Annotated in this window: 18 protein-coding genes and 1 tRNA gene; 2 read left to right on the top strand and 17 right to left on the bottom strand. The window is 64.8% G+C overall.

Annotated features, from left to right (window positions below):
• Positions 1-39 precede the first annotated feature (39 nt).
• Positions 40-2,766 carry a DNA polymerase I gene (gene polA, locus IEX24_RS13265; RefSeq protein WP_188679099.1) on the bottom strand — a complete coding sequence of 909 codons (2,727 nt, stop codon included), beginning with the start codon at positions 2,764-2,766 and terminating at the stop codon, positions 40-42.
• A gap of 119 nt (positions 2,767-2,885) precedes the next feature.
• Here polA and IEX24_RS13260 point away from each other — a divergent pair, with 119 nt between their 5' ends.
• A complete protein-coding gene (locus tag IEX24_RS13260; RefSeq protein WP_188679098.1) occupies positions 2,886-3,326 on the top strand; it encodes a hotdog fold thioesterase in 441 nt (146 codons plus the stop codon).
• A 40-nt stretch (positions 3,327-3,366) separates the two neighbouring features.
• On the opposite strand, the gene IEX24_RS13255 is transcribed toward IEX24_RS13260, so the two are convergent.
• On the bottom strand, positions 3,367-3,975 hold the full coding sequence (locus IEX24_RS13255; protein ID WP_188679097.1) for an ANTAR domain-containing response regulator: 609 nt from the start codon (positions 3,973-3,975) through the stop codon (positions 3,367-3,369).
• Between the two features lie 38 nt (positions 3,976-4,013).
• On the opposite strand from IEX24_RS13255, the gene IEX24_RS13250 reads away from it, so the two are divergent.
• A tRNA-Leu gene (locus IEX24_RS13250) sits at positions 4,014-4,094 on the top strand.
• A gap of 148 nt (positions 4,095-4,242) precedes the next feature.
• Here IEX24_RS13250 and pyk read toward each other — a convergent pair.
• The 15 genes from pyk to rpe all read right to left on the bottom strand — a co-directional run bounded on the left by pyk (position 4,243) and on the right by rpe (position 22,109).
• The gene (gene pyk, locus IEX24_RS13245; RefSeq protein WP_188679096.1) at positions 4,243-5,694 is read right to left on the bottom strand and encodes a pyruvate kinase; all 1,452 of its coding nucleotides are present in this window, start codon (positions 5,692-5,694) and stop codon (positions 4,243-4,245) included.
• Between the two features lie 187 nt (positions 5,695-5,881).
• Positions 5,882-7,339: a glutamate synthase subunit beta gene (locus IEX24_RS13240; protein ID WP_188679095.1), complete on the bottom strand. Its 1,458-nt coding sequence runs from the start codon at positions 7,337-7,339 to the stop codon at positions 5,882-5,884.
• The gene (gene gltB / locus IEX24_RS13235; RefSeq protein ID WP_229715301.1) at positions 7,332-11,909 is read right to left on the bottom strand and encodes a glutamate synthase large subunit; all 4,578 of its coding nucleotides are present in this window, start codon (positions 11,907-11,909) and stop codon (positions 7,332-7,334) included. The genes IEX24_RS13240 and gltB overlap by 8 nt, the downstream gene beginning before the upstream one ends.
• Before the next feature lie 147 nt (positions 11,910-12,056).
• Positions 12,057-13,154, bottom strand: a complete 1,098-nt coding sequence (lgt, locus tag IEX24_RS13230; RefSeq protein ID WP_372435719.1) for a prolipoprotein diacylglyceryl transferase — start codon at positions 13,152-13,154, stop codon at positions 12,057-12,059.
• Between the two features lie 82 nt (positions 13,155-13,236).
• Complete coding sequence (trpA, locus tag IEX24_RS13225) at positions 13,237-14,106, bottom strand: tryptophan synthase subunit alpha (protein WP_188679094.1); 870 nt, start codon at positions 14,104-14,106, stop codon at positions 13,237-13,239.
• Positions 14,103-15,380, bottom strand: coding sequence for a tryptophan synthase subunit beta (gene trpB, locus IEX24_RS13220; protein ID WP_188679618.1), 1,278 nt, complete (start codon positions 15,378-15,380; stop codon positions 14,103-14,105). Before trpB ends, trpA begins: the two co-directional genes overlap by 4 nt.
• Positions 15,381-15,436: 56 nt before the next feature.
• Positions 15,437-16,210, bottom strand: a complete 774-nt coding sequence (gene trpC / locus IEX24_RS13215) for an indole-3-glycerol phosphate synthase TrpC (RefSeq protein ID WP_188679093.1) — start codon at positions 16,208-16,210, stop codon at positions 15,437-15,439.
• A 5-nt stretch (positions 16,211-16,215) separates the two neighbouring features.
• Positions 16,216-16,446 (bottom strand): DUF6704 family protein, encoded by a 231-nt coding sequence (locus tag IEX24_RS13210; RefSeq protein ID WP_188679092.1) that lies wholly within the window; start codon positions 16,444-16,446, stop codon positions 16,216-16,218.
• Positions 16,447-16,501: 55 nt separating this feature from the next.
• A complete protein-coding gene (locus IEX24_RS13205) occupies positions 16,502-17,434 on the bottom strand; it encodes a Trp biosynthesis-associated membrane protein (RefSeq protein WP_229715299.1) in 933 nt (310 codons plus the stop codon).
• A gap of 5 nt (positions 17,435-17,439) precedes the next feature.
• Positions 17,440-18,978, bottom strand: a complete 1,539-nt coding sequence (locus IEX24_RS13200; protein WP_188679090.1) for an anthranilate synthase component I — start codon at positions 18,976-18,978, stop codon at positions 17,440-17,442.
• The gene (hisI, locus tag IEX24_RS13195; RefSeq protein WP_188679089.1) at positions 18,965-19,468 is read right to left on the bottom strand and encodes a phosphoribosyl-AMP cyclohydrolase; all 504 of its coding nucleotides are present in this window, start codon (positions 19,466-19,468) and stop codon (positions 18,965-18,967) included. Before hisI ends, IEX24_RS13200 begins: the two co-directional genes overlap by 14 nt.
• Positions 19,465-20,226, bottom strand: a complete 762-nt coding sequence (gene hisF, locus IEX24_RS13190) for an imidazole glycerol phosphate synthase subunit HisF (protein ID WP_188679088.1) — start codon at positions 20,224-20,226, stop codon at positions 19,465-19,467. Before hisF ends, hisI begins: the two co-directional genes overlap by 4 nt.
• A gap of 14 nt (positions 20,227-20,240) precedes the next feature.
• Positions 20,241-21,080 (bottom strand): ATP phosphoribosyltransferase, encoded by an 840-nt coding sequence (gene hisG, locus IEX24_RS13185; RefSeq protein ID WP_188679087.1) that lies wholly within the window; start codon positions 21,078-21,080, stop codon positions 20,241-20,243.
• 58 nt (positions 21,081-21,138) lie between these two features.
• A complete protein-coding gene (locus IEX24_RS13180; protein ID WP_188679086.1) occupies positions 21,139-21,402 on the bottom strand; it encodes a phosphoribosyl-ATP diphosphatase in 264 nt (87 codons plus the stop codon).
• Between the two features lie 44 nt (positions 21,403-21,446).
• Positions 21,447-22,109 (bottom strand): ribulose-phosphate 3-epimerase, encoded by a 663-nt coding sequence (gene rpe, locus IEX24_RS13175; RefSeq protein ID WP_188679085.1) that lies wholly within the window; start codon positions 22,107-22,109, stop codon positions 21,447-21,449.
• Positions 22,110-22,518: the final 409 nt, after the last annotated feature.

Below are 22,518 nucleotides of genomic sequence, written 5' to 3'. Positions count from 1 at the left end.
CGCTCTCGCGCGGCGGCTCGGAGCGCCGCGGCGGCGGCGCTAGTGCGCCGCCTCGTTCCAATTCTGGCCACGGCCGAGTTGCACGTCGAGCGGCACCTTCAGGGCGGCGGCGGTCGACATGCGGGCGGTGACGATGGCCGCCAGGGCATCCCACTCGCCCGGATACACGTCGAAGACGAGTTCGTCGTGCACCTGCAACAGCATGCGCGATTGCAAGCCGTGCGCCGAGAGGTCGGCCGAGATGTTCACCATCGCGATCTTGAGGATGTCGGCGGCCGTGCCCTGAATCGGCGCGTTGAGGGCCTGACGCTCGGCGTTGTCGCGCAGCACACGGTTGGGGCTTGAGAGGTCGGGGAAGAGGCGGCGGCGGCCGAAGATCGTTTCGGTGTAGCCGTCTTCGCGCGCCTGCACGACCACGTTGCGAAGGTAGTCGCGCACCGCGCCGAACCGTTCGAAGTAGTCGCTCATCAGCTGTTTCGCCTCGGCGGTCGGAATGCGCAGCTGCTTCGAGAGACCGAACGCCGAAAGCCCGTAGGCGAGCCCGTATGACATGGCCTTCACTTTCGACCGCATCGCCGGCGTCACATCTTCAGGCGAGACGCCGAAGATGCGCGCTCCGACGAACCGGTGCAGGTCTTCGCCCGACTGAAACGCCGTGATGAGCCCCTCGTCTTCGGAGAGGTGCGCCATGATGCGCATCTCGATCTGCGAGTAGTCGGTGGTCAGCAGTGTCTCGTACGACTCCCCCACCATGAAGGCCTTGCGGATGCGCCGGCCCTCCTCGGTGCGAACGGGAATGTTCTGCAGATTCGGGTCGGTCGACGAGATGCGCCCCGTGGATGAACCGGTCTGAATGTACGTGGTGTGAATGCGCCGGTCGGCTCCGATCGACTTGTCGAGCGTCTCGACGATCTGGTTGAGCTTCGTGGCGTCGCGATGAAGCAGAAGCAGGTCGAGAAATGGGTGCGGCGAACTCGCCTGCAGGTCGGCCAGGGCGACCGCGTCTGTGGAGTAGCCGGTCTTGGTGGCACGGGTTTTGGGCATGCCGAGCTGGTCGAACAGCACTTCTTGGATCTGCTTGGGCGAACCGAGGTTGATCTCGCGCTCGATGATGGCGAAGGCGTCGGAGGCGATCTGTGCCGATCGAGTGGTCAGCTCGTTTGAGAGCTCCGAGAGTTGGGGGTGCGAAACGGCGACCCCGTCGAGTTCCATCTGGGCCAGCACGGCCAGTACGGGCATTTCGATGTCGACGAGCACCGATCGAGAGCCCTCGTCGAGCTTCTCGTTGATGGCTCGCGCGACCCGGGCCACGTACCAGGCGGTGCCGGCGGGGCCGACGACCGAGTCGTCGTCTGGCACGAGCTGGTTGGGGTCGGGAGTGGGCAGCGACTCGTTGAGGTACCGGTCGACAAGGTCGGTGAGCGCCGGTGACGCGCTGTCTGTTTTCAGCAGCCAGGCGGCCACCGAGGTGTCGAACGCGACGGCATCGATAGTGAGCCCGGCCGTGATCATCGCCTTGAGTTGGTGTTTCGCCCCGTGCATGAGTTTCGGCGACGCACTCGCGAGCCAGTTCTCGAAGGGCAGATAGTCGGCAGCGCCTGGCACCCACGGTAGGAAAACCGTCGAATCTGCTGACGCGATGCCGAACCCGATGGGCTTGCCGTCGAGAAGTTCGACCTCGAGGCCGAGCCCGAACGGCTCTGCGGCGGTAGCAGCATCGAGCCAGGCCTGCAGCTCGCCGTCGAGCGGAGTCGACGGTGCCGGGGCAACAGCGGCTTTCTCGTCGACAAGCCCGTCGGCCGAGGCCCCGCCACCGCGGCCCGCACCAGCAGCGCCACGAGCACCGGCAGCCCCTCCACCAACGCCATCGGGAATCAGCCCCTCGAGCTTGAACACCCGCTCGAGCAGCGTACGAAACTCCAGCCGCCCGAACAGCTCACGCACGGCCTCTTCATCAATCGGCCGACGCGCAAAATCAGCAGGCCCGGTGGCCAGCTCCACATCGGTGAGCAATCGATTCAGTCGGCGGTTGCGCACCGCATTCTCTTGAAACTCGCGCAGGCTCTCGCCGACTTTGCCGCCGATCTCGTCTGACCGGCGCAGAATCTCGTCGAGGCTGCCGAACTGGTTGAGCCACTTGACGGCGGTCTTCTCGCCGACCTTCGGGATGCCCGGCAGATTGTCGCTCGTCTCACCGACCAGCGCGGCGACCTCGGGGTACTGGTGCGGCTCGATGCCGTACCGTTCGAACACCTTGTCGCGGTCATAGCGCGTGAGTTCGGTGACACCCTGCCGCGACGGGTACAGCAGCGTGACCGTGTCGTTCACGAGCTGAATCGCATCGCGATCGCCCGAGACCACGAGCACCCGAAAACCCTGCTCGGTGCCTTGGCGCGCGAGCGTGGCGAGAATGTCGTCGGCCTCGAAGCTCTCTTTCTCGAGCGTCTCGATGTTCATCGCCTTCAGAGCGTCTTTCAGCAGCGAGACCTGCCCCGAGAATTCGGGCGGAGTCTCGTTGCGAGTGCCCTTGTATTCGGGATATTCGTCGGTGCGAAAGGAGTGCCGCGACATATCGAACGCCACAGCGATGTGAGTGGGTTTCTCGTTTCGGAGCAGCAGCAGAAGCATCGAGAGAAAGCCGTGAATGGCGTTCGTGTGCTGCCCGTCTCGTGTCTGAAAGCTGTCGACGGGCAGGGCGTAGAAAGCTCGAAAGGCGAGCGAATGGCCGTCGATTATGAGAAGGGTAGGCTGTTCGATGTCAGACACACGGCAAGCCTACACAGGGCATCCGACAGTGTTCAGACGTACGTCAGCCTCGCCGATGAGCCGCCCGGTGCCTCGTTACAACAGGCGCGGGATGCCCAGACCAGAGTTAGGGTTCGAGAATGTCAACTCCACCTCCCATCGTGCCTGTTGGCGCAGAACCGCTCGATTTCGGGGCTCTTTTCGCTGGAGCCACGGTCGGCGCCCTCGCCGAGAAGATGGGAATCGAGTTCTTCGAACTCACCCCTGAACGCTCGGTCGCAACCATGCCCGCCGAGGGCAACACGCAGCCGTTCGGTGTGGTGCACGGCGGCGCGTACGTGGTGCTCGCCGAAAGCCTCGGTTCGGTTTCGGCGACGCTGTTCGCAGGCCCGGGCAAGGCCGGAATGGGCATCGAGGTCAACGCCAGCCACACCGGTTCGGCGAGCACCGGAACGGTCACCGGCGTCTGCACGGCCGTCAAGCTCGGCCGCACGCTTACGGTGCATCAGGTGTCGATCACCGACGAGAAAGGGCGGCTGCTTTCGACGGTTCGCATCACGAATCTCATTCGCGAGGTGTGAACCGCGGGCATCCGGATGCCCGTGCGAACGTCAACCCGAACTAGCTCTTCTTGACGCTCAACTGCTCGATGATGGCCTGCGCCACGTCGTGCATGGTGAGGCGGCGATCCATCGAGGCTTTCTGAATCCAGCGGAACGCCTCGGGCTCGGTCAGGCCCATCTTCTCGTTGAGAAGGCCCTTGGCGCGGTCGACGAGCTTGCGGGTCTCGAAGCGCTCGACCAGGTCGGCCACTTCGGCTTCGAGCGTGATGATCTGTGCGTAACGCGAGAGGGCGATCTCGATGGCCGGCAGCAGGTCGTTCGGGGTGAACGGCTTCACGACGTACGCGAGGGCACCGGCTTCGGTAGCTCGCTCGACCAGTTCTTTCTGGCTGAATGCGGTGAGCAGAACGACAGGCGCGATGTGGCCCTTGCTGAGGCGTTCGGCGGCGGAGATGCCGTCGAGGAGGGGCATTTTGACATCCATGATGACCAGGTCGGGCCGGAGCTCGGTCGCCAGCGCGACAGCAGTCTCGCCGTCGCCCGCTTCACCCACCACTTCGAAGCCCGCATCGCGGAGAATCTCGACGATGTCGAGGCGGATGAGAGATTCGTCTTCGGCGACGACTACACGGCGCGGTGCAGGCGAGGGAGTATCTTGGTCAGTCACACCTCAACCCTACGGTATTCTGAACTGTGTTGATGCGAGCCGGTGTGGCGGAATGGTAGACGCGGCGCACTCAAAATGCGTTGTCGCAAGACGTGTGGGTTCGAGTCCCACCACCGGTACAGAAACAGAAAAAGGCCCGAGAGCGTCATGTTCTCGGGCCTTTTTCGTTCCCAGTCGGCCAAGTGAGCCCGTTACATCGTATTGAGGCAGGTATAACGGCCTCAATACAGCGCAACGGGCTCACCAGAGCCGCGCGAGGAGCTCGACCTAGTGGTCGATCTCGTCTGGCGCAGGCTTCTGCGGGTTGTGACCCTCACCCACGATGTGCACGCGCATGTCGTTGGTGGTGCCGGCCTTTCCGGGAGGGGAACCCGAGATGACCACGACCTTGTCGCCGATGGCCGCGAGGTTCTCGCCGAGCAGAACGTCGTCGGCCTGAACCATGAGCTGGTCGGTGTGCTTGACGCGCTCGACGAGGTACGACTCCACACCCCACGAGAGAGCCATGCGGTTGCGGATGCCCGGCTCAGGTGTGAGCCCGATGATGGGTATCGACGACCGAAGCCTGGTCATGCGGCGAACGGAGTCACCCGACTCGGTGAAGACCACGAGAAACTTCGCACCGACGAAGTCGGCGACCTCGGCAGCGGCCAGCGTCACCGCGCCGGCCTGGGTGCGCGGCTTCGTTCCGAGCGCGGGAATGCGCTCGAGGCCGTGTACCTCGGTCGACTCCACGATGCGGGCCATGGTCTGCACCGTGATGACGGGGTACTCCCCCACGCTCGTCTCGCCCGAGAGCATCACTGCATCAGCGCCGTCGAGTACCGCGTTCGCGACGTCAGAGGTTTCGGCGCGGGTGGGAATCGGCGACGAGATCATCGATTCGAGCATCTGGGTGGCCACGATGACGGGCTTCGCCATGCGGCGCGAGAGCTCGACGGCACGCTTCTGCACGATGGGCACTGCCTCGAGTGGCAACTCCACACCGAGGTCACCACGGGCGACCATGATGCTGTCGAAGGCGTCGATGATCTCTTCGAGGTTGTCGACGGCCTGCGGCTTCTCGATCTTGGCGCAGACCGGAATCTTGCGACCCTCTTCGGCCATGATCTCGTGCACACGGGTGATGTCGGCCGCATCCCGAACGAACGACAGAGCGATCAGGTCGGCACCGAGGCGAAGGCCCCAGCGCAGGTCGGCCTCGTCTTTTTCAGAGAGGGCAGGCACGTTCACGGCGACACCGGGCAGGTTGATGCCCTTGTTGTTCGAGACGTTGCCGGCGACGATGACCTCGGTCGTGACGACGGTGCCGTCGGTCTCAAGAACCTTGACCTTGACCTTGCCGTCGTCGATGAGCAAAAAATCGCCGGGAGCGACGTCTTGGGGCAGACCCTTGAACGTGGTGCCCGAGAGCTCACGCGTGCCGAGAACCTCTTCGGTGGTGATCTTGAAGATGTCGCCCTGCTCGAGATAATACGGGCCGCCTTCGAACTTGCCGAGGCGAATCTTGGGGCCCTGCAGGTCGACGAGCACGGCGACCGCGCGGCCGGAGTCTTCGGCGGCCTGGCGAACGGTGGCGTAGATGCCTTCATGTACGTCGTAGGTGCCGTGGCTGAGGTTCATGCGACAGACATCGACTCCGGCATCGATGATGGCCCTGATGTTCTCGTATGACGAGGTCGCCGGCCCCAGCGTTGCCACGATTTTTGCGCGTCTCATTCTTCGACTTGCTCCATGCTTCTGCGCGTGTGCGCTTGGTTGAGAATAACCACTGCATTCACAGGCCCATTATGGCCTTCGAAGGTGACGTGGTGGTGAATTGTGCTGTGGATGCTCGCGGGCTGGTGCACCTCGCGAGCGATGCAGATCGTGGCTGCAGTTCGGGGAGATCTGATGGGTGACGAGCTCAGATCGCAATCGCTCGATCGTTCGGCCCGACAGGGAAGGGCAACTCGGTGTCACCCTCGAGGTAGCGGTCGACCGAAGCGGCCGCTGCGCGACCCTCGGCGATCGCCCAGACGATGAGCGACTGACCGCGACCGGCATCGCCTGCAACGAAGACGCCCGGGATGCTCGTTTCGTAGTCTGCGTTGCGCTCGACATTTCCGCGGCCGTCGAACTGTGCCCCGACTTGGGCCGACAGGTCGACTGATTCGGGGCCGGTGAAGCCCAGCGCCAGAAGCACGAGGTCGGCGGGAATCTCGCGCTCGGTGCCTGCCTTCGGCACTCGCCGACCATCCAGGTACTCGGTTTCGGCGACGCGGATGGCGCGCACTTCACCCGACTCGTTGGCGAGAAATTCGACGGTGGAGGCGAGGTACATGCGCTCTCCGCCCTCTTCGTGCGCGCTCGAAACCTCGAAGAGGTTCGGAACCATGGGCCACGGCTGGTTCTCGGGCCGCTCGGCCGGGGGCTGGGTGCCGATGGCGAGGTTGGTCACCGAGAGGGCCTGCTGGCGGTGGGCGGTTCCGATGCAGTCGGCTCCGGTGTCGCCGCCGCCGAGAACAACCACGTGCTTGCCTTCGGCCGTGATCTGGTCGACGACGGTGTCGCCGGCGCCGACTTTGTTGCCCTGAACCAAGAACTCCATGGCGTGGTGCACGCCGTCGAGGTCGCGGCCGGGAATCGGCAGATCACGCGGAACGGTCGCCCCGGTGCAGACGATCACAGCGTCGTACCGCGAACGCAGGTCGGCCCAGGTGATGTCGACGCCGATGTTGATGCCGGCCCGAAAGCGCGTGCCCTCAGCCATCATCTGGTTCAGGCGCGACTCGAGGTGCTTCTTCTCCATCTTGAAGTCGGGGATGCCGTACCGCAGCAGCCCGCCGATGCGGTCATCGCGCTCGTACACCGCCACGGTGTGGCCTGCTCGGGTCAGCTGCTGTGCGGCGGCGAGCCCAGCGGGGCCGGAGCCGACGACCGCGACCGTCTTACCGGTGAGCCGCTCGGGCGGGTGCGGCTGCACCCAGCCGTTCGCGAAAGCCTGGTCGATGATCGACACCTCGACCTGCTTGATGGTGACGGCGGGCTGGTTGATGCCGAGCACACACGAGCTCTCGCAGGGCGCCGGGCACAGGCGGCCGGTGAACTCCGGAAAGTTGTTCGTGGCGTGCAGGCGCTCGATGGCCTGACGGCCTTCGCCGCGCCAGGTGAGGTCGTTCCATTCGGGAATCAGGTTGCCGAGCGGGCAGCCCTGGTGGCAGAACGGAATGCCGCAATCCATACACCGACCGGCCTGACGCCGGGTCTCGGTGGGGTTAGCCGGCTCGTAGACCTCTTTCCAGTCCATCAACCGAATCGGAACGGGGCGCCGCTTGGGCAGCTCTCGTTCAGTGACCTTCAGAAATCCCTTGGGATCAGCCACCGGTTACCTCCAGAATTCTTTCCCAGACAACGTCGCCGTCGGGGTCGAGCCCCTCGTCGAGCGCCGTCTGGCGAGTTGCGAGCACCGCGGCGTAGTCGCGCGGCAGCACCTTGACGAAGTCGCCCGCCACGGCGTCGAAGTCGTCGAGCATGGTGTGAGCGAGGGTCGAGCCGGTTTCGGCCTCGTGCTCGGTGAGTAGCGAGCGCACGAGTTCGACATCGTTCTCGTCGAGCGGCGACAGCTGCAATTCACCCGAACCGAGCGAGTCGGCGTTCACCAGTGCGGAGTCGAGTTTGTAGACGTAGGCGGTGCCGCCGCTCATCCCGGCACCCAGGTTACGACCCGTGCTGCCCAGAATGAGCGCGATGCCACCGGTCATGTATTCGAGCGCGTGGTCGCCCACACCCTCGGCGACAGCCGTGGCGCCCGAGTTGCGCACCAAGAAGCGTTCGCCCACGATGCCGCGGATGAACATGCTGCCTCTCGTCGCGCCATAACCGATGACGTTGCCGGCGATGACGTTGCGCGAGGCGTCGAATAACGAGGCACGACTCGGCCGAACCACGATGCGGCCGCCCGAGAGACCCTTGCCCACGTAGTCGTTCGAGTCGCCCTCGAGCCGCAGCGTGATGCCGGGCGGCATGAACGCGCCGAGCGACTGCCCGGCCGAGCCGGTGAGCGTGATCTGAATGGTGTCGTCGGGCAGGCCGTCTTCGCCGTGCCGAACGGTCACCTCGTGGCCGAGCATGGTGCCCACGGCCCGTTCGGTGTTGCGAATCGGCAGCGAAATGACCACCGGCTCGCCGAATTCGAGGGCTTCGGATGCATCGCGAATGAGTCTCTTGTCGAAGTGCTTCTCGAGCTCATGTTCTTGCGGGCGGCGGTTCACCCGAGGCTCGTCGTCGGCGAACACCGGCCCGACGAGAATCGGTGAGAGGTCGAGGCCGTCGGCCTTCCAGTGCTCGAGGGCGTGGTCGACGTTCAGCAGCTCGTGGTGGCCGATGGCCTCTTCGAGCGTGCGGAAGCCGAGCTCGGCGAGGTACTCGCGCACCTCTTGCGCCAAAAACTCGAAGAAGTTGACGACGAATTCGGGCTTGCCGCTGAACCTCGCGCGAAGCTCGGGGTTCTGCGTGGCGACACCCACCGGGCAGGTGTCGAGGTGGCAGACGCGCATCATGACGCAACCCGAGACGACGAGCGGCGCGGTCGCGAAACCGAACTCCTCGGCTCCCAGCAGGGCGCCGACGATCACGTCGCGGCCCGTCTTCATCTGGCCGTCGACCTGAACCACGACGCGGTCACGCATGCCGTTCAGCATGAGCGTCTGCTGGGTTTCGGCGAGGCCGAGCTCCCAGGGTGTGCCCGCGTGCTTCAACGAGTTGAGCGGGCTGGCGCCTGTTCCGCCGTCGTGGCCGGAGACCAGCACCACGTCGGCCAGGGCCTTCGTCACGCCGGCGGCAACAGCGCCGATGCCGTTCTGGCTCACGAGCTTGACGTGAACGCGGGCTTCGGGGTTGGCCCGTTTGAGGTCGAAGATGAGCTGCTTGAGGTCTTCGATGGAGTAGATGTCGTGGTGCGGGGGCGGTGAGATGAGGCCGACGCCGGCTGTCGCGTGCCGAGTGCGCGCGATCCACGGGTAGACCTTGGTGGGCGGCAGCTGGCCGCCCTCGCCGGGCTTTGCGCCCTGCGCCATCTTGATCTGAATATCGGTGGCGTGGGTCAGGTACATGCTCGTCACACCGAAGCGGCCTGAGGCGACCTGCTTGATGGCGCTGCGGCGCTCGGGGTCGAGCAGGCGCGCAGTGTCTTCGCCGCCCTCGCCCGTGTTCGACTTGCCGCCGAGGCGGTTCATAGCGATAGCCAGGGTGGTGTGCGCCTCTTCAGAGATGGAGCCGTAACTCATGGCCCCGGTCGAGAAGCGTTTGACGATGGATTCGATCGACTCCACTTCGTCGAGCGGAACAGGCTTACGAGCATCCGTCTTCAGCTTGAACAGACCACGCATGGTCATCAGCGACTCAGCCTGGTCGTCGACGAGCTTGGTGTACTCCCTGAAGATGTCGTAGCGGCGCGCGCGAGTGGAGTGCTGCAGCTTGAACACCGTGTCGGGGTTGAAGAGGTGCGGCGGGCCCTCGCGACGCCACTGGTACTCGCCGCCCACGGCGAGGGGCTCGTGAACGGTCACGCTGCCGTCTTCGGGGAAGGCTGCCGCGTGCCGGTTGGCGCTTTCTGCCGCGATAACGTCGATTCCGACGCCGCCGAGCTTCGACGAGGTACCGGTGAAGTACTGGGCAACGAACTCTTTGTCGAGCCCGACCGCCTCGAATGCCTGTGCACCGGCGTATGACGACACCGTCGAGATGCCCATCTTCGACATGATCTTCAGAACGCCCTTGCCGAGCGCCTTGATGACGTTCTTGACGGCCTTCTCAGGGCTGAGCCCTGTGATCATGCCCGAGCGCACCAAGTTCTCGCACGTTTCCATGGCGAGGTACGGGTTGACAGCGGATGCCCCGTAGCCGATCAACAAGGCAACGTGATGCACCTCGCGAACGTCACCCGCCTCTACGATCATGCCGACCTTCATGCGGTTCTCGGTGCGAATGAGGTGGTGGTGCACGGCGGCGAGCATCAACAGCGAAGGTACCGGTGCATGCTCTTTGTTCGAGTCGCGGTCGCTCAGCACGATGAATTTCGCGCCGTTGGCGATGGCCTCATCAGCCTCGGTGCACATCTCGGCGATGCGTTCTTGCATGGCGTAGGGGCCGTCTTCGATTCGGTAGAGACCCTTGATGGTGGTGGTCGTCGAGCTGCCAGGGCTCGGGTCGATGTGCTGAATCTTGGCGAGCTCGTCGTTGTCGATGACCGGAAAGTCGAGCACGACCTGGCCGGTATGGCCGGGCGTGGCGTCGAGCAAGTTGCGCTCGGGCCCGAGGCCGAGGCGCAACGAGGTCACCACTTCTTCACGAATGGAGTCGAGGGGCGGGTTCGTCACCTGAGCGAACTGCTGGGTGAAGTAGTCGAAGAGCAGCCGTGACCGGCTCGACAGCACCGCGATGGGCGTGTCGGAGCCCATCGCGCCAAGCGGCTCCGCGCCGTTCTTCGCCATCGGGGTCAGCAGAATGCGAATCTCTTCTTCGGTGAAGCCGAAGGTGCGCTGACGGCGCGTGACAGAGGCCGGGGTGTGCACGATGTGCTCGCGCTCGGGCAGGTCGCGCAGGTTGATGCGGCCCTGGTCGAGCCACTCGGCCCACGGCTCGCTCGCGGCGAGCTCGTCTTTGATCTCATCGTCTTCGACGATGCGGCCTGCCTCGGTGTCGACGAGAAACATCTTGCCGGGGCGCAGCCGCCCCTTACGAACGACCTTGGCGGGGTCGACGTCGAGCACGCCGATCTCGCTCGCGAGCACCACGAGGCCGTCGTCGGTGACGAGGTACCGGCCGGGGCGCAGCCCGTTGCGGTCGAGGGTCGCGCCGACGAGCGTGCCGTCGGTGAAGACGAGGGCGGCCGGGCCGTCCCACGGCTCCATGAGGGTCGCGTGAAATTCGTAGAACGCGCGGCGTTCGGGGTCGAACGAGGCGTTGTTCTCCCATGCCTCTGGCACCATCATCATGATGGCGTGCGGCAGCGGGCGGCCGGCGAGGGTCAGCAACTCCACGACCTCGTCGAACGACGCCGAGTCACTGGCGCCGGGCGTGACGATCGGCAGAATGGGAGCGATGTCGCCGAGAACGGCGCTCTTCAGCTGTGACTGGCGGGCGCGCATCCAGTTGCGGTTGCCCTGCACTGTGTTGATCTCGCCGTTGTGAGCCATCATGCGAAGCGGTTGCGCGAGCGGCCACGACGGGAAGGTGTTGGTGGAGTACCGCGAATGCACGAGCGCAAGCTTCGACGCGAACCGCTCGTCAGAGAGGTCGGGGTAGAAGGGCTCGAGCTGCAGGGTCGTGACCATGCCCTTGTAGGTGAGGGTACGCGCCGAGAGCGACATGAAGTAGACCTCATGCTCGTGCTCGATGCGCTTACGCAGCCGGTAGGTGAGCCGGTCGAGCTGGATGCCCGTGGCCTTCTCACCCGTAGCGTCATGGTGTTTCGCTTCTACGTAGAGCTGCCTGATGGCGGGCATGGCCTCGCGGGCCAGCCGCCCGAGCTCGTCGGGGCGCACCGGAACCTCACGCCAGCCGAGCACACGCAGACCCTCTTCGTCGGCGATCTCGGCGATGCGTGAAACAACATTCTCGCGCTCGTCGTGATCGAGCGGCAGAAACGCGTTGCCCACGGCGTAGTGGCCCGCTTCGGGCAGCTCAAAACCTGCAACAGCGCGCAAGAATTCGTCGGGAATCTGGGTCAGGATGCCCGCGCCGTCGCCGGTACCCGCATCGGAGCCCACGGCACCACGGTGTTCCAGGTTGCGCAGGGCTTCGAGCGCCGTGTCGATGATGTCGTGACCGGCGGTGCCGCGCAGTGTCGCGACCATGGCGAGCCCGCAGGCGTCGCGTTCGTCAGCGGAATTGTACATTCCCTGCGGAGCCGGGTACGCGCTGAAACTGGCAGAGGTTCTGTTCTCAACCATAAGAATCCATCCCCCCGGAAAATGGCAAACCGGGTAGTTCTGACTGGGACGCCGGTGGCCCGAGGAAACGGTGCAGTGAAAATCTACGTATGAACGAGTGAAGATCTGTGCGGTTGGGTTGTGGTGACTGTGCCTGGTGGGTGGAACCTACGGCTTCGCTCCGGCTGTGCTTGTGGCGCTCGGCTCGAGATCTGTGGTCTCAGACTCGTTGCTATCAGCAACGTCATCAGCGGCAACGTCGCCACGGAGTTCTTCGTCTGTGTACCTGTCTTTCGAGTCTACCTCAGCCGTTGCCGGTGACCACGCAATGCCAGAAACGTACGCGCTCTTCTCGAGGCCCGGGTGGCGTCGTCGCTGAACGACGATGATCACGATGCCGATGGCAATCGCCAGCCACGCCGCCCACACGTTGGTGCGAACGCCGAAGAAGATCTCACTCGGGTCGATGCGAATGGTCTCCCACACCGTGCGGCCCGCGCCGTACCAGATGAGGTAAACGCCGAAGAGTTTGCCCCACTGCAGGTTCAGGCGCTTGCCTATCCAGAGCAGAAACAGCACCCCGAGGGCGTTCCAGATGACTTCGTAAGCGAAGGTCGGCTGAAAGAGGGTGTCAGGCGCAAGTCCGATCGGAATTGCCGGGTTGGCTAAGCCGGTGTTGGGGTTGATCGCGTCGATCTGCAGTCCCCACCAGCCGTCGGTGGGCTGGCCGAAGAGTTCTTGGTTGAAGTAGTTGCCGAAGCGGCCGAACGCCTGAGCAAGCAGCAACCCAGGCGCCAGCGCATCTGCAAAGGTCCAGTAGCGGATGCCCGTGAGCCTGCACCCGATCCAGGCACCAATGGCGCCACCGATCAGCCCACCGAAAATGGCTATGCCGCCATCCCAGATGGCGAAGATCTCCCAGAAGTTCGCACCCGCGTAGAAGTAGTCGCCGGGGTGGGTGAAGACGTGAAAGAACCGCGAACCGATGATGCCGAGCGGCACCGTCCACAAAATGATGTCGAGCACGATGCCTGGTTCGGCGCCGCGTTTGGTGAGCCGACGCGAAGTCATGATGGTCGCCACGACGATGCCGAACAGAATGCACAGCGCGTAGATGCGAATGTCGATGGTGAACGGCAGGTTGACGCCCAGAGTGCGGAGCCAGCCGGTGATATCGAGCGAGTCGATTTGCGGGCTGGGAATGCTTTGCGGCAGAAACACCTGGTGGTAGACCTTCCATACGTGGGTTGCGCCGTCTGCGGGCACACGGCAAGGGCAATTCTATGATGCGAAGAGCGGGTCTGCGTTCAGCTCTTCGTCGTCTGCGAAGTCTCTCACGCAGACACTGTTAGCGGCTGGTGCCCGCCGCCAGTGCGGCCGCGACCCGCCCGACGCCCGCGACGCCGTCATCGGCGAGGGCTCTGACGAGGGCAGACCCCACAATGGCGCCGTCGGCGTACGCGAGCACCTCGGCGACTTGGTCGCCGGTCGAGATGCCGATTCCCACGCACGCACCGCTGCTGCCGTCGGTCTCGAGACCGTTCGCCCGCAGGCGGTCGACCAGTGTGCGTGCAGCGGCATCCACATCGTTGCGAGCACCGGTGACACCCATGGTTGAGACCACGTAGACGAAGCCGCGGCTGTTGTCGATGGCGAGCTTGAGGCGTTCGTCGGTGGAGGTGGGCGCGGTGAGAAAGACCCGGTCAAGGCCGGTGCGATCGCTCGCGGTGATCCACTCGGCCCCCGAGTCGACCGTCAGGTCGGGGGTGATGAGGCCTGCTCCCCCTGCCGAAACGAGGTCGTTCGCGAAACGCTCGATACCGTACTGCACCACGGGGTTGTAGTACGTCATGAGCAGAATCGGGGCATCCACTCGCCCTCTGATGGCCTCGACCGCGGTGAACGCGTCGCGCAGGCGAAAGCCGTTTTCGAGGGCGGTCTGCGTGGCTTTCTGGATGACCGGGCCATCCATCACCGGGTCGGAATACGGCAACCCGAGTTCGAGCACGTCGACGCCGTTCTCGACGAGCGCGACGGCCGCGTCGATGCTCTGCTCGAGGTTGGGGAAGCCCACCGGGAGGTACCCGATGAGGGCGCCGGCGCGTTCGGTGTTGGCCGAGCGGATGACCGTTCCCACCGCGGAGGTTCGGGGATGCCCTGACGTTCCGGCCGACCCTGGCGTTCCGGCCGAGCCTGACGTGGTCTGCACCTCGCTCATCGCTCGGTTCCCAACCCGTGGGCGGCATCGCGATCGAGCTCGTCGACCTCGATGGCGCCCTCGGTCAGCTCATTCGGATCGAGGGCGTTGCCGTCGAGCGCGTTCTGCTCGAGCGTCGCCGCCGTCAGCGCCTGCTCGTCGAGCACGCCGAAGTAGCGCCCTGCGGTCTCGACGTCTTTGTCGCCGCGGCCGCTGAGGCTGACCAGAATGGTGGCGTCAGGCCCGAGTTCGCGGCCGAGTTCGAGAGCGCCGGCCAGCGCGTGCGCCGATTCGATGGCCGGAATGATGCCCTCGGTCTGACAGAGCAGGCGGAAAGCGCTCATCGCTTGCGCATCGGTGATGGGTAGGTAGGTAGCGCGGCCGATCGACGAGAGCCAGGCATGCTCGGGCCCCACTCCCGGGTAGTCGAGGCCGGCAGAGATAGAATGCGAGTCGAGGGTCTGGCCGTCGGCGTCTTGCAGCATGTAGCTGCGCGAGCCGTGCAGCACGCCCGGGCGGCCCATGGTGATGGTGGCCGCGTGACGCAGGGTGTCGACACCGTCGCCGGCGGCTTCGTAACCGTAGAGCTTCACATCGGGGTCATCGAGAAAGGCGTGGAAGATGCCGATGGCGTTCGACCCGCCACCGACGCAGGCGACCACGGCGTCGGGCAGCGCGCCGGTGAGGTCGAGCACTTGTTCGCGGGCTTCTTCGCCGATGATTTTATGAAAGTCGCGCACCATCACCGGAAACGGGTGCGGCCCGGCCACGGTGCCGAGCAGGTAGTGGGTGTCTTCGACGTTCGAGACCCAGTCGCGAAAGGCCTCGTTGAGGGCATCCTTCAGCGTTCGCGTGCCGGTCGTCACGGGAATGACCTCGGCACCGAGCAGACGCATGCGTGCCACGTTCAGGGCCTGGCGTTCGGTATCGACCTCGCCCATGTAGACCACGCACTTCATGCCGAACAGAGCCGCGGCCGTGGCCGTTGCAACGCCGTGCTGGCCGGCGCCCGTCTCGGCGATCAGCCGCGTTTTGCCGATGCGACGGGCGAGAAGCGCCTGGCCGAGCACGTTGTTGATCTTGTGTGAGCCGGTGTGGTTCAGGTCTTCACGTTTCAAGATGATGCGCGCGCCACCGGCATATTCGCCGAAGCGAGGCGCTTCGGTGATGATCGACGGGCGGCCGGTGTAGGTGCGGTGCAATTCCGCCAGCTCGGCGGCGAAAGTCGGGTCTGACTTCGCTTCTTCGTACGCCACAGAGATCTCGTCGAGGGCGGCGATGAGCGACTCGGGCATGAACCGGCCGCCGAACTCGCCGAAGAACGGCCCCTGTTCGTCGCGCAAATGGGTGGTCAAGATACTCCTAAGAACTCTTCGAGCGTTCTGGCCGGGTCGCCCGTGACCAGGGCCTCGCCCACCAGCACCACATCGGCACCGCTCGATCGGTAGTGGCTCACATCGGCGGCCGATTTCACGGCAGACTCGGCGACCCGAATAATGCCGGCCGGAATACGGTCGGCCAGCGTGCCGAACAGATCGCGATCGAGCTCGAACGTGCTGAGGTTGCGCGCATTCACGCCGATCAACCCGGCGCCCGCGTCGAGGGCGCGCTCGACCTCGTCGGCCGAGTGCGTCTCGACAAGTGGTGTCATGCCGAGCGACACGATGAACTCGTGCAAGTGCAGAAGCTCGCTCTGCTCGAGCGCAGCCACGATCAGTAGCGCAAGGTCGGCCCCGGCGGCACGGGCTTCGAGCACCTGATAGTCGAGCGTGATGAAGTCTTTTCGAAGCACCGGGATGCTCACCGCGTCACGCACCAGTTCGAGATCTTCGAGCGACCCTTTGAATTTGCGGCCCTCGGTGAGCACGCTCACCGCGCTGGCGCCCGCCGACTGATACGTCGAGGCGAGTGCCGCAGGGTCGGTGATGGCGGCGAGAGCACCGCGCGACGGGCTTGAGCGTTTGACCTCGGCAATGATCTTGACCCGTTCGGCGGGAGCAAGAAAGGCCAGAGCATCCAGAGCCGGCGTCTGTTCGAGCGCCGCCCGCTCGACCTCGTCGAACGAGACGCGCTCGAGCCGTGCGGCCGCGTCTTCGGCGGCACCGGCAGTGAGAGAAGAAAGCACGGGTGTTAGTGCCCCCTGGCGGCTGTCTTCGCCCCGTCGACGCCGTACCCTGCTTTGGCGAGCACGTAACCCACCAGCAAGCCGACGATCACGAGGCCGGCCGAGGCCCAGACGAGCCAGACGATGCTGAAGAAGAATGCAGCGGTGCCGATGGCGAACGCGACCAGCATGATCACAACCGCCGTCCACGAAGCGGTAGAACTGCCGTGGCCCGGTTCTGATGTCTCAATGCTCATAGTGCTCCTCGAAAAAGATGTGTGCCGCTAGATGAATAAGTGTATCGGGTGAGCTTCATGCGGTCGGGTCTTGGCCGCGGCTGAGGCGATCCCAACTGTCGACCGCGGCAGTGTTCGCCGAGTCGTCGTCGGCCGCCGCGACGGGCAGGGCGTCTGCGCCGGCGGCTGCGCTTGCGTCTTCGCCTGAGCCTGCGTCGGCCGTTGGCTGAGCTTCGCCGGCGGTGTGCGCGTCGGCAGGATCGCTATCGCCATGGCCGTGGCCATCGTCGACCGCGGTGGTGGCCTCATCGTCAGCGTCGCTGTCGCTCTCGAACAGCTCAGCCGGGCTGCCGACCGTTCGCCCATCGGCTGCAGCGAATTGCACCGGCTGGTACTTTCGCCCAGAAACCGGCCAGCGCCGCACCGAGATGACGATCAGGATGCCCGTGAGCACCATCAGCGCCCCCGCCGCAATCGCGAGGTAGGGCCACAGTGCGCTACCGGCGGTGGTGGCTATTGCCTGAATCGACGAGCTGCCCGCCACGCCGGTCGCCGTCGTGACCGCGGATTGCCCGGCGAGCACCGGATTCGAGACGGCCGCGATCGACGAGGCCAGAATCGACCCGCCGAGCACCACTTCGAGAATGCCGAGAACGACGCGCACGATGCTGCCGGCGATGGCGAGGGCGGCGGCTAGGGCCAGCCCGGCCAGCGCGAGCGCCGAGAGCGCCGGCGCCGCAACGGCGCCCTGCACGGTGACGCTCAACGTGTCTCCGGCGCGCCCCTGAGCGGTTAGGGTGAACCACGGCTGCGACCAGGCGAGAAACACCAGGGCGCTCCAGACGACAACCGCGAAAATGGTGAGCGACTTCAGACGCCGGGCTTTCGCGGCGCGAGCGGCGGCTGGGGTCACTACTTTGGCTGGTTCGGTCGTAACCGCAGCATGTGGCGGGGCTGCAGGCGCGTTCTCAGCCTCGATGCGCGGCGGTACTTCGTCTGCACTACTCACGCCGGTCATCCAACCCTCGTCATGGCGTTCGCGATGGCCACCGCTCGAAGGGGTGCCGCCGCCTTGTTCTGCGACTCGATGAACTCGGAGTTCGGATCGGAGTCGGCCACGAGGCCGCCGCCGGCCTGCACGTGGGCGACCCCGTCGGCGATGACCGCCGTGCGAATTGCGATGGCGACATCCGCCCCGCCCGCGAAATCGAAATACCCCACGACTCCCCCGTAGAGCCCGCGCTGGGCCGGCTCGAGGTCGTCGATGATCTGCATGGCCCGAGGCTTCGGCGCGCCTGAGAGCGTGCCGGCCGGGAAGGTCGCCCGAAACACGTCGATGGCGTTGACTCCGTCGGCGAGCTCGCCTTCGACCGACGACACGATGTGCATGATGTGGCTGAACCGCTCGATGCGCATGAATTCGGTCACCTCGACCGAGCCGGGTGCGCAGACCTTCAGCAGGTCATTGCGGGCGAGGTCGACGAGCATGAGGTGCTCGGCCTTCTCTTTCGGGTCGGCCAGCAGGTCGGTTTCGAAGCGGTTGTCTTCGTCGATGGTGTGCCCGCGGGGCCGTGAACCCGCGATGGGGTGCGTGTAGGCCCGACCGTGTTCGACCTTGACGAGGGCTTCTGGGCTAGACCCCACGATGGCGTACGGCTGACGGCTCGGCGATTCGAGGTTCAGCAGGTACATGTACGGGCTCGGGTTGAGCGTGCGCAGCACCCGATAGACCTCGATGGGCTCTGCCGTGCACTCGAGGTCGAAACGCTGCGCCACGACCACCTGAAAGATGTCGCCCTGACGAATGTGCTCTTTGGCGACCTCGATCGAGGCCAAGAAGTCGTCACGCGTAGTGCGGGCTTTCGGTGTCGCGACAGCATCGAAATCGGCGTTCGCGAGCCACGCTTCTGCCGGCCGCGAGAGCCGGTGCTGCATCGAATCGAGGCGCGCGACAGCGTCACGCCAGAGTTCGTCGGCCTCGCGCTTCGGGCCACCGTCGGCCAGCACGGTCGACACGAGGGTGACGGTGCCGAGCAAATGATCGACCGCGATGAGGTCGGAGACGAACGAGAGGGCCTGGCTCGGCATGGCGTAGTCGGCCGGCGGCTTGTCGGGCAGGTTCTCGATCTGGCGCACCGTCTCCCAGCCGATGAAGCCCACGAGTCCGCCGGTGAGGGGCGGATGCCCGTCGATGACCGGCGTCTTCCACTCTTCGTACAGCGCAGTGAGCGCTTCGAGTGGGCCACTCGGCATGCCGTGCGGAAAGGCGCGTGATGCGCTGAGGCCCGAGCTCATCCACACCGCACGGTCGCCGTCGGCGCTCAGCACGCCGTAACTCGACACGCCGATGAACGAGAACCGCGACCATACGCCGCCCTGCCCCGCCGACTCGAGCAAGAACGTGCCCGGTCGGTTGTCGCTCAGTTTGCGGTAGATGCCGATGGGCGTCTCGCCGTCGGCAAAGAGGGTGCGGATGACCGGAATCACCCGGTGCGACGACAGCAGCCCGTCGAACTCTTCGCGAGAGGTCGAGCCTGCTCTACTCTCTGCCATTGTTTTGTTCGCCCTCGATATCTGCCGTTGCTGAACTTGTTGCGGCTGCTGAGTCTGTTGCGGCCGCTGAATCTATTGCGGTGCCACTGACGCCACTGAAGCCCTGCACGGGCGCCAGCATGTCGCCGTCGAAGCAGGTTCGGGTGCCGGTGTGGCAGGCGGCGCCGATCTGCTCGACCTGTACCAAAAGAGTATCTCCATCGCAGTCGAGCGCCGCTTCGCGAACGAACTGGGCGTGCCCTGACGTGTCACCTTTGCGCCAGTACTCTTGGCGCGAGCGCGACCAGAACGTCACCCGGCCGGTGGTATAGGTGCGGCGCAGTGCTTCGGCATCCATCCAGCCCAGCATCAGCACCTCACGAGTGTCGAATTGCTGGATGATCGCGGGCAGCAACCCCTTCTCGTTGAACGTGGCGCGGCCGAGAACGGCGTCGATGTCGAGCTGGCCCTCGGGCGCAGCTGTTCGGGTTTCTGGCGTCGCAGCGCTCATCGCACCACCACCCCGCTTTCTGAGAGAGCCGACTTCACATCGGAGATGGTGAGTTCGCGGTTGTGAAACACCGAGGCCGCGAGAACCGCGTCGGCCCCAGCGGCGATGGCTTCGGGAAAATCGCTGACCTTGCCCGCGCCGCCCGAAGCGATCACGGGAACGCTGCTGATTTCGCGCATCAAACGGATGAGTTCGAGGTCGTAACCGTCTTTCGTGCCATCGGCGTCGATCGAGTTGACCAGGAGTTCGCCCGCGCCGAGGGTGATGGCGCGTTGGGCCCAGGCCAGAGCATCCAACTCGGTTTCGCGGCGACCGCCGTGCGTAGTGACGACAAAACCCGATTCGGTGTGGGCCGCCCGTTTGATGTCGAGTGAGAGTACGAGCACTTGGGCGCCGAAGCGGTCGGCGATGTCGGCGATGAGTTCGGGGCGTGCGATGGCGGCGCTGTTCACGCCCACTTTGTCGGCGCCGCTGGCGAGCAGGCGGGCGACGTCTTCGGGGCTTCGTACTCCCCCGCCGACGGTCAGCGGAATGAACACCTGCTCGGCGGTCTGCTGCACGATGTCGTAGGTGGTGGCGCGTTCGTCGACTGTTGCGGTCACGTCGAGAAAGGTGATTTCGTCTGCGCCTTGTGCGGCGTAGAGCCGGGCGAGTTCGACGGGGTCGCCCGCGTCACGCAGGTTCTCGAAATTGACGCCCTTCACCACGCGGCCGGCGGCCACGTCAAGGCACGGAATGACTCTGATGGCGAGGCTCACGCGTGCGCCTTCCGCTACATTCTCACGGCGTGAATCGGGCTGACCAGAATGGCGCGGGCGCCGACCTCCCAGAGCGCGTCCATGATCTGGTTCGTCTCGAGGCGCGGAACCATGGCGCGCACGGCGACCCAGTCGGGGTCGGCGAGCGGCGAGATGGTGGGCGACTCGATGCCCGGGGTGAGGGCCGATGCGGCGTCGAGGTGGATGCGCGGCACGTCGTAATCCATCAGCACGTACTGCCTCGCCACGAGTACGCCCTGCAGGCGGCGCAGCAGGGTGTCGGCGCCGGGCTTCTGGATGCCCGAGCTGATCAGCACCGCGGTGGACTGCAGAATCACGGGGCCGAAGATCTCGAGCCCGGCTTTGCGCAGGGTGCTGCCGGTCGAGACGACATCTGCGACGGCATCCGCCACGCCCAGACGCACGGCCGATTCGACGGCGCCGTCGAGCTTCACGAGGGTAGTCGTGACGTTCGACTGGGCAAGAAAAGCGCCGACCAGGCCCGGGTAACTGGTGGCGACGCGGCGGCCTTCGAGCTGTTCGACGTTCTCGAAGGCGCCGGCGGGGCCCGCGAACCTGAAGGTCGACTCGCCGAAGTTGAGCTCGGCGACCTCTGCGGCTGGCGACTCGGAGTCGAGCAGCAGATCGCGGCCGGTGATACCCACGTCGAGGGCGCCGGAGCCCACATAGGTGGCAATGTCGCGCGGGCGCAGGTAGAAGAACTCGACGTCGTTCTTCGGGTCTTGAATCACCAGTTCGCGCGGGTCCCTGCGCCCGTTGTAGCCGGCTTCGGCGAGCATCTGGGCAGCGGTTTCTGACAGTGAACCCTTATTGGGCACCGCGATTTTCAGCATTGTTTTCTTTCGTGAAAGTTTGTGCGCCGAATTTGGCTCGAATGGTGGGGTTCGAGGCTTACAAATGTCGGTAGATGTCGTCGGGAGTGAGGCCCTTCGCGAGCATCATCACCTGCACGTGGTAGATCAGTTGAGAGATCTCTTCAGCGGCTTCGGTGTCGCTCTGAAATTCGGCAGCCATCCACACTTCGGCGGCCTCTTCGACGATTTTCTTGCCGATGGCGTGCACGCCGGCATCCAGCTCGCGCACGGTGCCAGAGCCCTCGGGCCGCAGCGACTGCTTTTCGCTGAGCTCGAGAAACAGGTCGTCGAAGGTTTTCACGCTTCTAGGGTATCGGGTGAAACTGGTGCTGCAGTGCGTGTGACTCAGTGCGTGTGCTTCGCGGCGAGCTCGCGCAGCAGCGTGATCTGCCCGGCGGCGTTTTCTGCGCCGAAGACGGCTGACCCCGCCACAAACGTGTCTGCCCCAGCCTCGGCGGCGATCTCGATGGTCTTCTCGCTGATTCCGCCGTCGACCTGCAGCCACACGTCGAGGCCGCTCTTTTTCACGGCTTCGGATGCCCGGCTGAGCTTCGGCATCATCTCGGCCATGAACGACTGCCCACCGAAACCGGGCTCAACCGTCATGATGAGCAGCATGTCGAACTCAGGCAGCAGCTCGAGATACGGATCGATGTCGGTGCCCGGTTTCACGGCCAAGCCTGCGCGCGCGCCGATCTCGCGGAGCTTTCGAGCAGTCGCAACCACATCTGCCGCTGCCTCCGCATGAAACGTCACCGAATACGCTCCCGTCTCGGCGTAAACGGGCGCCCACCGATCGGCGTCGCTGATCATCAAGTGCAAATCGAGCGGCAGCGGCGAAACCTTCTGCAGACTCTCGACCACCGGCAGGCCGAGCGTGAGGTTCGGAACGAAGTGGTTGTCCATCACGTCGACGTGCACCAGATCGGCGGTGCTGATGCGCCCGATCTCTGACTGCAGGTTCGCAAAATCGGCGGCCAAAATGCTGGGATCGATACGCACGCGCATGCCTCCCACCCTAGAGCAGCGGCTCTCTCGCCGCGGCGAGGCCCGGCGCGCGGGGTGCGCAGCCGTTTGCTCCTGTCGCCAACTGGAATGGCCAAGCCTGTCGTCGGTCGCTGCACTTCAGTGACAGGCGCGCCGGCGTGTTCAGCGGTATGCGGCTGGCGGCATTCGTTAGGGCGCGCGTCAGCGACCTCAGAAGGGTGGTGATTCGTCGAGTTGGTTGTCTGTGTCGCTGTTTGCTGCGTCGTCGTGAATTGTTGTTGCGTCGGTGAAGTGTGGTGTTGGTGTCGCGCGTCAGAATTGTTGGCAGGGGTAGTTAGTTGCTGATGCAACGCCCCAGCTGAAAGGTCTGAACTGATATGAGTCGTCCACCGACGATCCCGGCGGAGAAGAAGCTCCGTATTGTGTTGTC

The sequence above is a fragment of the Subtercola lobariae genome (assembly GCF_014640255.1).
GTDB classification, from domain to species: domain Bacteria; phylum Actinomycetota; class Actinomycetes; order Actinomycetales; family Microbacteriaceae; genus Subtercola; species Subtercola lobariae.
Note: the sequence above shows the minus strand (reverse complement) of the source record. Positions and strands in the feature narration are given on the sequence as shown.